This window comes from Nocardia aobensis NBRC 100429 (assembly GCF_000308375.1).
Classification (GTDB): domain Bacteria; phylum Actinomycetota; class Actinomycetes; order Mycobacteriales; family Mycobacteriaceae; genus Nocardia; species Nocardia aobensis.
In genome coordinates this window covers 1-14,994 of the sequence record NZ_BAFQ01000289.1, presented here as the reverse complement: position 1 = coordinate 14,994, position 14,994 = coordinate 1, and the positions used below count along the sequence as shown (strand labels likewise).

Annotated in this window: 14 protein-coding genes; 8 read left to right on the top strand and 6 right to left on the bottom strand. The window is 65.3% G+C overall.

Annotated elements, in window-relative coordinates; genetic code table 11:
• Positions 1 to 226: 226 nt before the first annotated feature.
• The gene (locus RJ03_RS31085; protein ID WP_036509484.1) at positions 227 to 1,048 is read left to right on the top strand and encodes a class II glutamine amidotransferase; all 822 of its coding nucleotides are present in this window, start codon (positions 227 to 229) and stop codon (positions 1,046 to 1,048) included.
• A 33-nt stretch (positions 1,049 to 1,081) separates the two neighbouring features.
• Here RJ03_RS31085 and RJ03_RS31080 read toward each other — a convergent pair whose 3' ends face one another.
• Positions 1,082 to 2,206 (bottom strand): carboxylate-amine ligase, encoded by a 1,125-nt coding sequence (locus tag RJ03_RS31080; RefSeq protein ID WP_245552443.1) that lies wholly within the window; start codon positions 2,204 to 2,206, stop codon positions 1,082 to 1,084.
• A 13-nt stretch (positions 2,207 to 2,219) separates the two neighbouring features.
• Positions 2,220 to 2,447, bottom strand: a complete 228-nt coding sequence (locus tag RJ03_RS37555; RefSeq protein ID WP_157121889.1) for a hypothetical protein — start codon at positions 2,445 to 2,447, stop codon at positions 2,220 to 2,222.
• 366 nt (positions 2,448 to 2,813) lie between these two features.
• Here RJ03_RS37555 and RJ03_RS31075 point away from each other — a divergent pair, with 366 nt between their 5' ends.
• From RJ03_RS31075 to RJ03_RS31065, 3 genes are all read left to right on the top strand, one after another.
• Complete coding sequence (locus RJ03_RS31075) at positions 2,814 to 4,079, top strand: PucR family transcriptional regulator (protein ID WP_036509481.1); 1,266 nt, start codon at positions 2,814 to 2,816, stop codon at positions 4,077 to 4,079.
• 551 nt (positions 4,080 to 4,630) lie between these two features.
• On the top strand, positions 4,631 to 5,662 hold the full coding sequence (locus tag RJ03_RS31070) for a hypothetical protein (protein WP_036509548.1): 1,032 nt from the start codon (positions 4,631 to 4,633) through the stop codon (positions 5,660 to 5,662).
• Positions 5,663 to 5,817: 155 nt separating this feature from the next.
• Complete coding sequence (locus RJ03_RS31065) at positions 5,818 to 7,038, top strand: cytochrome P450 family protein (protein ID WP_036509545.1); 1,221 nt, start codon at positions 5,818 to 5,820, stop codon at positions 7,036 to 7,038.
• Between the two features lie 171 nt (positions 7,039 to 7,209).
• Here RJ03_RS31065 and RJ03_RS31060 read toward each other — a convergent pair whose 3' ends face one another.
• Complete coding sequence (locus tag RJ03_RS31060; RefSeq protein WP_306304689.1) at positions 7,210 to 8,796, bottom strand: adenylate/guanylate cyclase domain-containing protein; 1,587 nt, start codon at positions 8,794 to 8,796, stop codon at positions 7,210 to 7,212.
• Positions 8,797 to 9,135: 339 nt separating this feature from the next.
• Here RJ03_RS31060 and RJ03_RS36485 point away from each other — a divergent pair, with 339 nt between their 5' ends.
• Entirely contained in the window at positions 9,136 to 9,816 is a 681-nt protein-coding gene (locus RJ03_RS36485) for a DUF4232 domain-containing protein (RefSeq protein ID WP_083871455.1), read from the top strand.
• Positions 9,817 to 9,980: 164 nt separating this feature from the next.
• On the opposite strand, the gene RJ03_RS31050 is transcribed toward RJ03_RS36485, so the two are convergent.
• Positions 9,981 to 10,676, bottom strand: a complete 696-nt coding sequence (locus RJ03_RS31050) for an MBL fold metallo-hydrolase (protein WP_063820478.1) — start codon at positions 10,674 to 10,676, stop codon at positions 9,981 to 9,983.
• 150 nt (positions 10,677 to 10,826) lie between these two features.
• Between RJ03_RS31050 and RJ03_RS31045 the strand changes: the two genes are divergently transcribed.
• Positions 10,827 to 11,636 carry an SDR family NAD(P)-dependent oxidoreductase gene (locus RJ03_RS31045; protein ID WP_036509475.1) on the top strand — a complete coding sequence of 270 codons (810 nt, stop codon included), beginning with the start codon at positions 10,827 to 10,829 and terminating at the stop codon, positions 11,634 to 11,636.
• 78 nt (positions 11,637 to 11,714) lie between these two features.
• On the opposite strand, the gene RJ03_RS31040 is transcribed toward RJ03_RS31045, so the two are convergent.
• Positions 11,715 to 12,224, bottom strand: a complete 510-nt coding sequence (locus tag RJ03_RS31040) for a MarR family winged helix-turn-helix transcriptional regulator (protein ID WP_218001036.1) — start codon at positions 12,222 to 12,224, stop codon at positions 11,715 to 11,717.
• A 65-nt stretch (positions 12,225 to 12,289) separates the two neighbouring features.
• Between RJ03_RS31040 and RJ03_RS31035 the strand changes: the two genes are divergently transcribed.
• Positions 12,290 to 13,006, top strand: a complete 717-nt coding sequence (locus RJ03_RS31035) for an SDR family NAD(P)-dependent oxidoreductase (protein ID WP_036509541.1) — start codon at positions 12,290 to 12,292, stop codon at positions 13,004 to 13,006.
• Positions 13,007 to 13,650: 644 nt separating this feature from the next.
• Here the strand turns inward: RJ03_RS31035 and RJ03_RS31030 are convergent.
• Positions 13,651 to 14,103: a MarR family winged helix-turn-helix transcriptional regulator gene (locus RJ03_RS31030; RefSeq protein ID WP_036509468.1), complete on the bottom strand. Its 453-nt coding sequence runs from the start codon at positions 14,101 to 14,103 to the stop codon at positions 13,651 to 13,653.
• A gap of 57 nt (positions 14,104 to 14,160) precedes the next feature.
• Between RJ03_RS31030 and RJ03_RS31025 the strand changes: the two genes are divergently transcribed.
• Positions 14,161 to 14,793, top strand: coding sequence for a PaaI family thioesterase (locus RJ03_RS31025; RefSeq protein ID WP_083871464.1), 633 nt, complete (start codon positions 14,161 to 14,163; stop codon positions 14,791 to 14,793).
• Positions 14,794 to 14,994: the final 201 nt, after the last annotated feature.

Genomic DNA, 14,994 nt, shown 5'->3' with positions numbered 1-14,994 from the left:
GCACGCGCGCTCATCGCGCTGACAGCGAAACCGCGGGCGCGCCGAGTTCGTATCCGTATCGATGGCCGGTCGCGTGGCCTCCGGACGCGGAAGGATTGGCAGCGCGCCATTGGCGGCGAAACGGCCCGATAACTGTAATTCCGCACAGGGGTGCGACGGCCCACGGAATCTGAGGGGCTATCGCAGAGCGTGTCGACTCTGTTTGAATTGATGTATGTGCCGGTGGATGGCGTACTGGGGCGAGCCGATTCTTGTCGAGGATCTGCTGTTTCGCCCTGAACATTCTCTGATCGACCAGAGTCTGCACTCTCGTCTGGGAGAGACCACCACCAACGGGGACGGCTTCGGTGTCGGCTGGTATGGCGAGGGTGCCGAACCCGCGGTGTACAAGGGGATCGAGCCGGCCTGGAACGATAAGAATTTGCGGGAGATAGCTGGTCAGGTGCGCACGTCGAGGTTGCTCGCTCATGTGCGGGCTTCGACTGGGACCGCGGTTCAGCGCAGCAATTGTCATCCGTTCCGGCACGGTCGATGGTTATGGGTGCACAACGGCGCCCTGCGTGGTTTCAGTGAAATCAGGCGCGATTTGTTGATGGCCGTGGATCCTGGGCTGTTCTCCGACATCGAGGGCTCAACGGACACGGAAGCGTTGTTCTACCTCGCCCTGACCTTCGGTCTCGCCGATGATCCGCTCGGTGCCGTCGCGCGGGCAGTCGGCTTCGTCGAGGACGTCGGGCACGCGCATAGTGTCGAGCATCCGGTTCAGATGACCGTCGCGACGACCAACGGTCAAAACCTCTGGGTCTTCCGTTATTCCAGCGAGCGCCGATCGCGCTCACTGTTCTTCTCGACCAAGCTCTCCCAGTTACGAGCATTGCACCCCGAAGTCGAGGTTTTGCGCGAACTGGGCGGTGAGACCCGCTTCGTGGTGTCGGAGCCGCTGCGCGATCTCGAGGGGGCGTGGAACGAGGTGCCCGAATCCTGTGCTGCGACGGTGGGATCCGGTGCCGACGCGATCTGGCCCTTCGTGCCGATCTCACCCGTCTGAGGTCGGCACAGGCGCCGATGGGCGTCTGGTTCGTCACGCCGGCTGACGGTCTTCGGTGGCGGCGCATCCTTCGGTGGTCGATCGTGCCATCTGCTTCAAGACCTGAGTGGGGCCTCCGATGCGCAATGCTTCGCGTTGTCGGACAGCGCCGTTGCCGCTCCTCAGGACTGTTGCCAACGCGCCGCGCGTGAATTCGTAGTCGCCGGACTGTTCGAGAGCGGGGCGGATATGGGAGAGCAGATGTGCGATGGAGGCGGGCTTGGGCACGGAATGTCGTGTAGCGCTGCGGAACTGCGGACCGGACAGGCCGTCGTGGGCCGCGCGCCGGCATGCCGCCCGCAGATATGCCAGGTCGACAGGGTCCGATGTCCGTCCGCTGCCCACTGCCGCCACGGAGGTGACGACCAGCGCCCGGACGAGACTCGCCAAAAGTGCCGTTTCCTCGACCGTGGCCGGAACGTCGCTGATGCGGATCTCGATCGTGGGCAGATGCGAGGACAATCGCACATCCCAATAGACCATCGCTGCGTCGAGGATGTGCCCGTCCTCGACGAGCTTGGTGACCGTGTCGTCGTATTCGGCGGCGGACCGCAGGTACGGGGGCGGCCCGGCGCTGGGCCATCGCGCCCACAGTAGGTGGCGCCAGCTGGCGTAGCCGGTGTCGATACCACTTGTGATCGGGGAATTCGCCGTCAGCGCCAACAGGGTCGGCAGCCAAGGGCGCAGGTGATTGCTGACCTGCACCGCGATGTCGCGGTCGGGCACGCAGACGTGGACGTGGCAACCGCAGATCACTTGCTCGGCCAGTTCGCCGAAATGCGCCGCCATGCGTCGGTATCTCGGAGTGTCGGTCATTGACCCGGGCGGCGGTCTCCAGATCGGCACTCCCACCGCCAGTGGCAGCGATCCCGCGCAGGTCGCGGCCTGCGTGACCGAGAGTCGCGCCCGTCGAACTTCGCGGTACAACTCCGTAATGCTCGCGCAGACCGGTGTGCAGGTCTCGATCTGGCACTGGGATAATTCCAGTTGCAGTTCGGCATCCGGGGCACGTGCCGCGACGGTGGTGTTGGTCAGCGAGGGTAGTCCGGTGGCCGGATCGACCAGAACGAACTCCTCTTCGACGCCGACGGTGAATGGGCGAATACTGTTGCTGTGCAATGGATCACGTGGGTCACTCGACACCATGGACGCCACGGCCACCTCCCGGATTATTGCCTGTCGATTCATGCGCGCTCGCCGAATTCGCCGCATCGTTCACTGCCGACAGTTCGGATAACCTGAGTGCGATTGTTCCTGATTCTCCGAGTGTGGCCTGTAATGCTACGAAGTTCGGTTGAACGGGTGTTTGAAACGAGTCCTGACGCTGATTCTCCGCTTCGTCGACCAGCGTGACGGCCACGCTGGTGGAATTCTGTCCTCCAGCTCCGGAATGTGAGGAACTCGAAGTTTACCGGAAAATTGCCCGTCAAACAGTGGGTTGGCTGAGGTCGTGGATTCTTCGCCGAACTCGACCCGACTCCATCCCGCCTGGACGCCGAAGATCCCTGGGTGGCCGGTGCGGTAGGAGCGGTGCGAGAGGGTGTGGTTCGCCGTCATCTCGGCATATCGATCGCAGCTCAGCCGATCGTCGTTGTGGTCTACCACAATCGCCTGACGGCCGCTGATCCCAAAGATCACGTGACCCGGAGTAGTACTTCCTCACGAATCCTGCCCTGGTTACGCTGGTGAAATAGCCCAGCTAACCGGGGAGGAAGGAAGTTCGATCATGCCTGTCACCTCTCCATATCAGCAAGGCCTCACTGTATCCGGTCGGCCCGTATCGTTGCCGCTGAAAGACGTGCGGGCCCTGTCGCGGCAGATGGTCAGCCACTTCGTCGAAACCGTCGCGCCCTGTGGCACCTTGCCAGGTGACGCGATCCATGGCGACATCACCATCATCACCCGCGTGTGCCTGGAGTTGGCGGTCAGCATGCTGGACGGCAGCAACATTGCGGAAAAGACCGGGCAACTGAAGGACGCCGCGGCTCAATGGGCTCGCGAAGGTGTGCCCATCGGGACCATTCACCACGCCATTCACGAAGGCTTCAAGATCGGCTTCGACCTGGTGGTGTCCACTGCCTTGGCCAAGCAACGTGCCTCCGGCTCGGCCGATACCGATCCGATGCTCAGCACGGCCGACTATCAGAGCATTCTCGATGCCGCCAAACTCGTCGTCGAGATGCTCGACACCATGACCACGGCGGTCTCGGTGGCCTATGTACGCGAATTGCGCGCAGTCGTGTCGGAGCACCACACCGCGGTGCACACGCTCACCTCGGCACTGCTCGGCGGCCACCCCACCTCCACGATGGCCCGCGAGTGTGGCATCGACATCGCCGGCCGCTATCGCGTGTTGGCCCTCGCCATTCCGTCCCACCCCGACGAATCCAACCCGACGCTGAACGCGAAAGTCGTTGCCCGCCGCAAACTCCGGCGCCTGCAGGCAGAACTGGCCACCCGCTGCGACGACACCGTGCTGTCACTGCTGTCGATCGACGGCGGCACCGTGCTCATCCCCGCCGATCGCATCACCGAGGGGGCCCTGGAAGAACTCATCGGGAATCTGTCGCGGGCGGCGCGCGTGCCCATCACCGCCACCATGGTCACCGCCGCTACCGACACCCTGCCCACGGCCGCGGATCAAGCCCACGAACTGCTCGACGTCGTGTCCCGGTTGGGATCGGTGCCGGGCCTGTATCACTTCGACGATCTGGCTCTGGAATACCAGCTCACCCGCCCCGGCCCGGGGCGTGACCATCTCGGGTCGCTGCTCGATCCGTTGGACGAGCATCCGGAACTGCTGGAGACGTTGCAGGTCCATATCGCGCACAACCTGAACCGCCAACGCACTGCGCGGCTACTGAACGTGCACATCAACACCGTGGACTACCGGCTCAAGCGGATCGGGCAGCTCACGGGGTTCGATTCCACCCAGGCGAGCGGGCTGTGGCACCTGCGTTCGGCATTGGTTGCCCACACCTACCGCACGTGAGCACAGTGCCGGCGAGCGCAGAAGTACTCCGGTGGGTCGGTATCGACACCGATCGAAAATATATTGAAGAAAGCTCCACGCATTGGAAACACGATGCCTCCGGCGCCCCGCCGATTGTCTCGTTCGGCCCCGAGGAATTTCCGGATCTCGCACAGGCACGAGAACTTCATCCCGAAATAAATACATTGTGGGACGCGGTACGCCACGAATTCTGGACCAAACTGATTCCGCCACACCCAGGGTGCCGACACTGGCGATGGACGTGATCCTCGACAGACCGTGCCTACCGACAGACGGATCGCAACTGCATGCCGAACCGGTCCTTCCGAATGCCCGTTTCAGGTGTGGGTGCTCGACACGGGCGTCGGTGGCGCGTGCGCGGTCGTCGGACTCGGCTCCGACGCGCCTTCGTCGTTCGACGTCGCGCATTCTCGCGCGTGGGAATCGCGCGGGCGGCGGCTGGATCTAGTCTCGTCGCGTCGATCGAGTGCGCCGCTGCGTCCCCGAATCCCGCACCCGGACTCCAGCGGCCGGGATATGAGGAGTTCGCGGTGACCCGAGGCGATGTTCACCTGTGTGGCAGTGTGCCGCTGCCGGATGCGGAGGCGGTATTCGGTGTGGCCGCGCGGCGGCTGGGACCGTGGCTCAGCCGCATACCCGACGGCGAGACCGGCGAGCGCGACAACTTCACGGTCTGGCAGTTGCCGCGGATGGGGGCGCATCCGGATCTGGAGACGGCGCCGCCGCCGAGCCCGGAATACGGGCCCAGTGAGCGGGTGCGGCCCAAACCCGGCGTGGATCCCGCATCGATCGAGTTCGGTGAGCTGGGTTACGCGCAGGCAGCGCTCGAGTCCTGGGGGGTATTCCGCAAGCTGCGCGAACGCGGCGACATCGATGCCGGGGTGCGGTTCCAGGTCTGCCTGCCCACCCCGATCTCGGTGGTGGGCGCTTTCGTCGGCGATCCGCAGGACATCCTCGAACAGCGCTACGAGGCGGCGCTGCTCGCCGAACTCGGCCGCATCGCCGCGGAGATCCCACACACCGATCTCGCGATGCAGTGGGATTGCCCGGTCGAATTCGCGATCTTCGAGGGGGTGTTCCCGTCCTGGTTCGGCGCCGACGACGACACCCGGCTGAGCGAGATCGTCGCCCGGCTCGTGCGCCTCGGCGCGGCCGTGCCCACCGACATCGAACTCGGATATCACCTGTGCTACGGCGATTTCGGGCATCGGCACTTCGCCGAGCCCACCGACACCGGGCGCATGGTGGCGGTGCTGTCCGGTGTGGTCGCGGCGCTGCCGCGCCAGGTCGACTGGGTGCATATGCCGGTTCCGCGCTCGCGCACCGACCGCGAGTACTTCGCACCGCTGGCCGGACTTCGCCTGCCGCCGCGAACCCGGCTGTACCTCGGACTGGTGCACGCCACCGACGGCCGCGACGGGGCCCTGCGCCGCATCGCCGCCGCCCGGGAAATCGTCGACGGCTTCGGTATCGCCACCGAATGCGGATTCGGCCGCCGCCCCGCCGAACAAATCCCGGATCTGCTGGATCTGCATGCCGAACTGGCGGCCACGCTGTCGTGAGACCGCCGTCCGGCCAGCTGCGGTACCCGAATAGCTTGGGCGAGAGCACTTCCCACGCTTGGGAGCCAGATCCGCATACCTGGTGAAACGGATCGTATTCAATATCGGCGGGCATCGCACCGCTCCGCGTGCAGCCCGTTGAGAACGGAGTCTCGATGTCGACCACCGCGTCCTTCGATATCACATCACCAGCGTTCAAATACGCCCCCTTCGAAATCCTCGCCGACCTGCGCAAGGACTCACCGATCGCGAAGATAGCGCTGCCCGGCGGCGAATCCGGCTGGCTGGTCACCCGCTACGACGATGTGGAGGCGTTCTTTCGCGACTCCCGCCTGACCAACAACGCGGCCGACGTGTATCCGCCGGAGGTTCTCGCCATGGTGTTTCCGCACGGCGAATTCTCCGATGCGCTACTGCATTCGGTGATCTTCCAGAGCGACCCGGTCAACCACGCCCGCCTGCGCCGACTGGTCAGCGCGTCGTTCACGCCGCGATTCATCGAGACCTGGCAGCCACGCATTCAGCAGATCACCGATGCCCTGATCGACCGGCTGCCCGAACACGGTGAGATCGACTTCGTGCAGGAGATCGCCTTCCCACTGCCCATGCAGGTGATCTCGGAAATCCTCGGCGTACCCACCGCGGATCAGGAGAAGTTCCGGATCTGGTCCAATCTGTATGTCGACGCCATGGGCAATCCCGCTGCCGCGATGCAGATCAAGGACGAGATGCAGGAGTTCCTGCACTACCTGCACGCACTGCTCGAGGCCAAACAACAACAGCCCGCACCGGATCTGCTGAGTCGTCTGCTGCAGGTGGAGCTCGAGGGAGATCGCCTGTCCCGCAAGGAAATCATAGGTATGGCCCAGCTGCTGATCCTGGCCGGTAACGAGACCACGACCGCTTTGCTGAGCAGCGCGATGCTGACCTTCTTCCAGCATCCGGAACAGGCGGAGGCGGTGAAGAGCGATCCCGCACTGCTGAAACAGGCGATCGAGGAGGTCATCCGATACCGCGGTCCGCTGATGAACGCCAACGACCGCTGGGTGGCCGAGGACTTCGAATATCAAGGGCAGCAGCTGAAGAAGGGCGATCACATCTATTTGTGCGTCACCTCGGCCAATCGTGACGAATCGCGTTTCCCGGATGCGGCGACCTTCGATATCCGGCGCGAGGACAGTCAGCGCCACCTGGGCTTCGGCAAAGGCATGCACTTCTGCCTGGGCGCCCCGCTGGCTCGCCTGGAAGCATCCGTCGGCCTGAGCACAGTGCTGCGACGCATGCCGGATATCACGCTCGCCGTCGGGATGGACGAAATCACCTGGCGCCCCGGAATCACCTCCAGCACTCTGGAGAAGTTGCCCGTGCGCTTCTGATCCCAGCTCCGCGACTCGCTTCTTCAACGCCGGGTTCTCCGGAGCTCGAGGGCCGTCGAAGATGAGCGCGCGGCCTACTGCCGTTTCGCGTGGTGGGCGATCGCCGCAATGCCGGGCGTGCTGTGTGCGAGGTGCCTGCGCGCTCTGCGGCGGGCACTCGCCGACCGGGGGTCATCTCACTCGGTTGTGGGTGCCAGTGCTGATCGCTGAACCGGGCGGGCCAGGCGCGTAGGGGTGAGCCGGCCTCGCAGGGTCACCGATTCGCCGAGTTGCCAATGGTCGGCTTCGGTGGGCGGCGGCCGCGACAACCGTCTTATCCGAGGTGAGTAGCAGGGAGTCGCGTTTTGCCAGTTCACAGAGCCGGGCGGCTTCGTTGACAGCGTCGCCGATCACCGTGAATTCGTAGCGCTGCCGAGCGCCGACGTTGCCTGCGACGACCCGGCCCTCGGCGATACCGATCGCGGCGACGAAATCCGCGGCGTCGGTATCGAGCCGGGCGCGGATCGCGCGACCGCAGGCCAACGCGGCACCCGCCGCGTCGGGAAGCGTGGCGGGCGTGCCGAATACGGCCAGCGCCGCATCACCTTCGAACTTGTTGAGCAGGCCGCCGTGGCGTTCCACCTCGTCCACCACCACACCGAAGAAGCGATTGAGAATCGCGACCATCTCGGGCGCGGGCAGGGACGCGGCCATGGTGGTGGATCCGACGATATCGATGAACAGTGCGGCCGCCTCCACTTCGACACCGCCGAGCGCCGCCTTCCCGGCCAATGCGGCGTCGGCGACCTCGCGCCCGACATGCCTGCCGAACAGGTCCCGGATCTCTTCGCGTTCGCGCAAACCACCGACCATATTGTTGAAACCGCTCTGCAGTTCGCCCAATTCGGTGCCGTCGTAGACCGCGAGCTCGAGATCGAGATCGCCCTTTTCCACCTCGCGCATCGCCCGGCGCACACCACTGATCGGGGCGACGGTCGCGGCCAGCGTCTGCGTCATCAGCAGCGAGCCGATCAGCAGGGTCGCACCGCCCAGCGAGAGCACGCACACCGCCAGCCGGGCCGTGCTCACATAGTCGGTGCACAGCGCCAGCACCGCCAGCACCATCAGTCCCGCCACCGGCAGACCCGAACCGACCAGCCACATCAACAACGATCGCCCGAACACGCCGATTCCGCTGCGGGGTCGCGACTTTCGCGCCGAGAGCACCCGTGAGGTCACCGGTCGCAACGCGAATTCGATGATGAGGTAGGTACTCGCGCACACGACGATCGCGCTGAACGTGATCCCGAACGCGACCTTGGCGATCAGCCCGGGATCGGCGAGTCCGGCGAGCAGCGTGAGCACGACCACTCCGCCGAACCAGAGCATCGCCTGGATCCGCACCAGTCGCCACGGCACCGCGGCGGCGGCGGACTGTTGCCGCTCGGTGGGCACCACGTCCGGGTCGAGGGCCCAGCCCAGCGCGCGTAAACCGCGCACAGTGCCCCACCACACGCCGATCAACACTGCGACCACGGCGTATACCGGGGCGGCGACGGCATCGACCAGAACGATCTTCTCAGCGAAGACGGAAGGCCCGGGGAGTACGAAACCGATCAACGTGATCGACACGAAGACACCGGCCAGGTTGGCCAGCACGATCGGTACCGTCAACAGCAATTGCACCCGTAGCCGCCGAGTTCCCGCGGCTTCGTCCTCATGTCCCAGTAGTCGCGATCCCCATGGCGCTGCCGCGAGTGGGTTGTTGCTGCGCGCCATTCTCGGCCAGCCCCTTCCGCGCGGCGGGCCGTCGTAGTGTTCGGTTTCCACGTCGTCCCCGGTCTTGCCGAGACGGTACTGGACCGGCGCGAATCCGGCTACATCCGCAGGTTCCCAGCCGCTTGCACGCGTCGTCGGAAGGCATCGCGGCAGTGGCCGAGGGAAGGCGTCGTAGCTGCAGAGTGGGCACTGTTACGACGCATGTATCCCTGGGCATAGGCGGTGAACTGTGTTGGACTGCAGCCGCTTACAGCTTCGTGCTGAGGTTACGGAGTAACGCGGGCCGATTCGGCTCGATATGCATGCGAACGGTTGCGGTATCGGACTCGAGGGGGACTCATGCATACCAAGTCACTGATTGTTGCCGGGTTCGCGGCGAGCATCGCCATCACCGTCAGCGGTTGCGGCCCGGCCTCCACTCCCGGGTCCCTGTCCACGACCACTTCGGCAGCCCGAACTTCGCAGCCGGCAGCACGAACCGGGCAGCCCGCCGAATCGAGACACGCGATCGAGCCTGGCGGCAGCGTCCCCGAGGCGCCCGAGACTACCGCCGGGCCGGCGCCCGGAACCGCTGCCGCCGACCCGGCTACTCCCGCCGACGCCGCATCCCCGAAGTGCGTGACCGCCCAACTCCGCTTGGACAAGGGGGTCGGCGGCCCGGTAGGAGGGGACTGGTTCCTGAGGTTCGTCAACTCCAGCTCGCGAACCTGTGTCCTGCAAGGTTATCCGGGCGTCTCGCAAACCAACGGCCCCAGCGATGACCCGGTGGGCGAGCCCGCCGTGCGGGACGAGGGTCCGCAGGCGCCCAAGCCCGCTCCGGTCACGCTCGCACCGGGCGGGGCAGCTCAGTTCGAGTTCATCACCTATCCCAAGCAGGTCAACGATTGCGCAGCCCTGCGCACCACCACCCTGCGCGTCTACCCGCCCGACAACACCGAATCGCTGTGGCTGCCCTGGGACAACCTGATCTGCCCGAGCCCGCAGCGCATGCTCGTCGTCCGCGCGATCACGCCGCTGTAGCCGCTGCTCCTGAACAAGGGCCCCAGGTCGGCGTACTTGTACCGCGTAGTGGGTCGGCATACGAATTTCCCAACGCGCCTTCAGGATTCGCGTCGCATCAGGGCGCGAGGTCGTCTCCGGGCAGGACGAGAGGCTGGTAAGCGACCTGCCGATACGTGCGTGCGTCAGTGGTCCGATCGGTGGCCTCGCCAGGTGCGTAGGGGTGCGCCTGTAAGCACGTCACCGTGGCCGACGCAGACGACATCGACGTCGAGTTCGGCCAACCGGCGGGCGGCTGTGTCGACGGCGGTGCTGTCGAGGTTGAACACACCCGGCATGGTGAGACCACGCACATTGGCGAGCGTGTCGCCGGTGAACAGCACACGGTGTTGCGACAGATGGAGCGCCAGACTGCCCTCGGTATGGCCGGGAACTGCCAGAACCTCTGCGCCGCCGCCGAAATGGAGCACTTCGCCGCCGCGTAGCTCGCGGTGTACCGGGGCCGGGCGCGGGGGTGTGCCCGGTTCGAGAGCCTCGGCGATCGGGCGTTCCCACTCGCGCAGGACCGGAGCCGGCTGCGGACGTTCGCCCCGCACGATGTCGGCGTCGGCATGGTGCGCCCAGATTTCGGCTCCCCACTCCGCGAGGTCGGCCGCCGAACCGATGTGGTCGTCGTGGGCATGGGTGAGAACTACCCGCTGCACCTGGTCGCGGGTGAATCCGCAAGTGTACAGGCCCTTTTCGATCTCCCTGGCGGTTCCCGGCAGACCGCTGTCGATCAGAGTCACCCCCTCGGGGTCGCTCCGCACGTACACATTCAGGTCGTTGACCTGGGAAAACCGCAACGCCGTCAGCTGCGGCAGTACGGATACGATCTCCATGCACGGCACCCTATCGAGAGTCGACGGAGCTTCCCGCCTGATCTGCTCTGGGCAGAAATACCGAGCATCTCGAGGGCTCGCAGTACTGTTCCATTCCGGCGTTCTGTTTATGGAACGACGTGGCGGGATTCGTATTCGAGGGAAGCGACCATGACCCGGAAACTCACTTCACCGCAGGCTGCCGCCGAACCGACAGTCGGACCTGGGGCCGACTTGACCGGCCAGGTGGCGCTGGTCACCGGCGGCTCGTCCGGACTGGGGCGCGCCATCGCGATGGGACTGGCAGCCGCCGGTGCCGCGGTAATCGTTGCCGGGCGGCGACGCGAAGCAAGCGAACGGGCCGCAGCCGAAATATCCACTCGCACCGGCAAAATCGCCGAGGGTGCGTCCTGCGACGTGACCGACGAGTCTTCCGTTCACGACGTCGTCCGCACCATCCTCGACAGTCACGGGCGCCTGGACGTGCTCGTCACCAGCGCAGGTATCCAGGCCCGCGGCGGCCTCGACACGCTCGACGCCGGTACCTTGCGCGACTGTCTCGATGTCAATGTCGTCGGCACCTTTCTGGCCTGCCAGGCGGTCGTGCCGACGATGCGGCAAGCCGGATACGGTCGCATCGTCACGCTCGCCAGCGCCCTGGGACTGGTCGGAGCCGCAGGCCGTGCGGGCTACGCGGCGAGCAAGGGTGCGGTGGTCCAGCTCACCCGTAGCCTCGCCGCTGAACTGGCGGGTACCGGAATCTGCGTCAATGCATTGGCGCCCGGCCCGTTCCGCACAGCGTTGAACGACAACATCGACGACGATCCCTACGTCCGAGAATTTCTCGACCACCAAGTCCCGATGCGCAGGTGGGCTGAGCCGGAGGAACTCGTCGGTGCGGCAGTCCTGCTCGCCAGTCCGGCAGCGTCCTATCTCACCGGTGCTGTTCTACCGGTCGACGGCGGATGGACCGCGCACTGAGCACGTCATCCACTGAGGAAGCCGCAATGCGGTCCGGTCGGCGCATCGTTTGCCGGGCAGCGACAACACCGCGTGGCGCTAGATTCGGTGATCTGGGCGCACTGCCGCTGCCAGGCAACGCAGCGCGTCGGTGAGGGCGGTTCGCTGGTTTGCGGTGAGGCGTTCGGTGATCGAGGTTTCGTAGTCGAGCAATTCGCGGACTGTCCGCTCGATCAGCGTGTGCCCCTGGGGAGTCAGGGTGACGAGGACGCCGCGGCGAGACGTGGTGGTGGGTTCGCGGGTGATGAGGCCTGCGGTCTCGGCGCGGGCCAGTCGCTGCGAAATGGCACCGGCGGTCACCAGACTGCGCGCGGTGATCTGGCGTGTGGTCAGTTGGTAGGGCGCGCCGGCACGCCGCAGCGTGCTGAGTAGATCGAGAGTGGACTCGTCGATATCGAGCCGGGCCAACGTGCGGCGTCTCTCATCGCTGAGCATCTCGGCTACCCGCCACAGTGGTGTGATGATCTCGATGGATTCGGTTCGGGCGCCCGGTAATTCGCGTTGCCAGGCGGTCGCGATCTGGTCCGCCGTCGGTACGGTGTCGATCATCGTGCCCGGCATCCTTTTCTCTCGTGAGGTATGTTTAGCGCTAAATATATAGAAGGAGGATGCTGATGGCCAGAACCATCGTGATCACGGGCGGCAGTCGGGGGCTGGGACGGCAGGTGGCTCAGCGCTTCTGCGAATCCGGAGAGCGCGTGGTGATCACCGGTCGCTCGGACCGGGTTCGGCAAACGGCCGCCGAGCTGGGTGTCGACGGGATCGAGTGCGACGCGAGCGAGCCCGAGAGTGTCGAGGCATTCGCCGCGCGACTCGGTGACGCCGTGGATGTGCTGGTCAACATGGCCGGCGGCAACACCGATCTCATCGGACCCGCGCCGGAGTCGCTGAAAGACGTTGCTGCACAATGGAATGCCAATCTGTCCGCGAATCTGCTGACCGCGGTGCTGACCACCTCGGCCTTGCGCGACCGGCTCCGTCCCGGGGGAGCGCTGATCAATGTCGGCTCGATCGGAGCCGAGTACGCTTCGACCTCCTATGGCGCGGCCAAGGCCGCCTTGGCGGCGTGGTCTGCGGGCCTGTCGGCCGAGCTGGCGCCGAAGGGGATCACGGTGAATGTGGTTTCTCCCGGTTACATCGAGGACACCGATTTCTTTCAGGGCAAGCTCACCGGCGAACGCCGTGCGCAGCTGATCGCGGCAACACACGACAAGCGTCCAGGACGTCCGGACGACGTGGCTGATCTCGTCGAATTTCTGGCCTCTCCACGTGCCCGCCACATCACCGGCCAGACCATTCACCTCAACGGCGGCGCCTACACCACACGCTAGGTGGCGTGCCTCGCCGACCAGCCGGACACCCGACCGGCACGTCGAGCGTCGCGGGCGTCCGTGTCGGTGGCATTCAAATGCAGGTGAGCGTTCCGTTGCCGGTGTCGAGTTCGGCGACCGTGCCGAGCGGATCAGTTGAGTGAGGTGGCGGTCGACATGTCCGAGCCCGACGTGCCGTTGAGCTTCGATGGCGACGATGGCGCCGGACAGATCGGGCAGACCGGCTCCGACCATGCCGGCCATCGCGGCCAAGGCTCCACCGCGACAGGCGCGCTGCGGCGCTCGCCGACGCACTCGAAGCCGGGCCTTGGTATATCGACGTCCACACCGCCACAAAGACATACGTGGTTTTTCGGGTCGGATATTCACCTACGAGCGGGGCGATCCGGATGGTCGTGACAACGCAATCGCGCATGCTCGATCGGTGGGGGTTGCGGAACCTCGGCTCGACTGGAGCTGAACGGCTCCCATTCGACGGGCAGTGGGCTCCGGGCGAGCCGGACGGTTATGCCGGTCGTGATGGCCGCTGGCCGCCGGAGACGCTGCCCGCGGCATCCATGTAGTCGGTTTGGCGCGGTAGTCGGACTTCGTCCGGTAGCAGGGGCGTCCAGGTTGAGTTCTTCGGGTCAGCGGAACGCGAATTTTCACGTTCTGCCGACATCAGGGTCGTTCTCGAGGCATTCGATGCACGAATCGAGCAGCTCGTGCAACGCGGCAACGCGCTCCGTTCCGAGCCGTTCGTTGAGCGCTGTCTGTGCCTCCTGCCACGCACGCTGTCCTTCGGCTCGCTTCGCGTGTCCTGCCTCGGTCGCTTCGACGAGACGGCTGCGCGCATCGTATCCGGCGCCGATATTCAGCCATCCCTGAGTCACGAGCGGCTGCATATTGCGTGTCAACGTCGACGCATCCATCTGCATGCGCCTGGCCAGGTCGCCCGGACGGACAGGGCCCAGCCTGACGACATATGAGAGCAGTGTGTATTGCGTGTTCTTCAACCCTGACCGGGCGATGTAGTGGTCGTAGTGCCGGGTCACCATGCGCGTGAGCTGGCGAAGTTTCAGGTTGGTGCATTCCTGGTCCCCGATGGCTGTCGTCACATGATATATTGTACCTGCAAATATTGCATATACAAATATGTGGGGAAAGGGTTGCTGATGGACGTCGATACGGTCGTCGCCCGATGGAGCGCGGAAGAAGAAGCTGTCCGCGCCCGTCTGCGGGCCCCGGATGCGGCGCCGAGGGCGCAGATTTTCGGGCGCACGGGCATGGAAGTTTTCGCGGCGATCTTTGCCGGTGAACTGCCGCCGGCGCCGATCGGCGACACCCTCGACTTCGTGCCGATCCATATGGAGCCAGGCGTCGCGGTGTTCCAGGGCCGTCCTCAGCGGCGGCACTACAACCCTCTAGGGACCGTGCACGGCGGTTGGTTCGCCACGTTGCTCGACTCGGCGGTCGGCTGTGCGGTGCACTCCACGTTGCCTGCCGGCAAGGGCTACACCACTCTGGAACTGAAGGTCAACATGCTGCGCCCGTTGACCGACGCGGTGCCGCTGGTTCGCGCCGAGGGCAGGGTGGTCCACGGCGGACGTCAAGTCGCAACGGCCGAGGGCCGGATCGTTGGTCCGGACGGAAAACTCTACGCACACGCCACTACGACGTGTCTTGTTTTCGACCATCCTGCAAACGCCCCGGGGAATTCCCTTGGGTCAGGCTCGACATCGTCATCAGCACCCGAGTTGGAGTGTCGATCGACACCCGGGGCGGCGCGCTCGACGGCAGCGCTATGACTGAGCTGGGAGCAGCTGTGATGTGCGAGCAACGGCATGGAGATGCGTTCTGCGGCCACCACTCGGGCCCGCACACCGAGGGGACATCGTCAACGTCGAGTGCGGTTCGATCGCCCGGCGCCACGCCATCGGCCGGAACGGGAATGGTGCTGACGCACGCGCTGCTGCATTCGATGCGGCGCGACGCATTGAAGCGAGGCA

Bases quoted from the DNA above. Each gene is read 5' to 3' on its own strand.
- RJ03_RS31085 (WP_036509484.1), top strand. From the start codon at position 227: ATGGCGTACTGGGGCGAGCCGATTCTTGTCGAGGATCTGCTGTTTCGC.
- RJ03_RS31075 (WP_036509481.1), top strand. From the start codon at position 2,814: ATGCCTGTCACCTCTCCATATCAGCAAGGCCTCACTGTATCCGGTCGG.
- RJ03_RS31065 (WP_036509545.1), top strand. From the start codon at position 5,818: ATGTCGACCACCGCGTCCTTCGATATCACATCACCAGCGTTCAAATAC.
- RJ03_RS31060 (WP_306304689.1), bottom strand. From the start codon at position 8,796: ATGGCGCGCAGCAACAACCCACTCGCGGCAGCGCCATGGGGATCGCGA.
- RJ03_RS36485 (WP_083871455.1), top strand. From the start codon at position 9,136: ATGCATACCAAGTCACTGATTGTTGCCGGGTTCGCGGCGAGCATCGCC.
- RJ03_RS31050 (WP_063820478.1), bottom strand. From the start codon at position 10,676: ATGGAGATCGTATCCGTACTGCCGCAGCTGACGGCGTTGCGGTTTTCC.
- RJ03_RS31045 (WP_036509475.1), top strand. From the start codon at position 10,827: ATGACCCGGAAACTCACTTCACCGCAGGCTGCCGCCGAACCGACAGTC.
- RJ03_RS31040 (WP_218001036.1), bottom strand. From the start codon at position 12,224: ATGATCGACACCGTACCGACGGCGGACCAGATCGCGACCGCCTGGCAA.
- RJ03_RS31035 (WP_036509541.1), top strand. From the start codon at position 12,290: ATGGCCAGAACCATCGTGATCACGGGCGGCAGTCGGGGGCTGGGACGG.
- RJ03_RS31025 (WP_083871464.1), top strand. From the start codon at position 14,161: ATGGACGTCGATACGGTCGTCGCCCGATGGAGCGCGGAAGAAGAAGCT.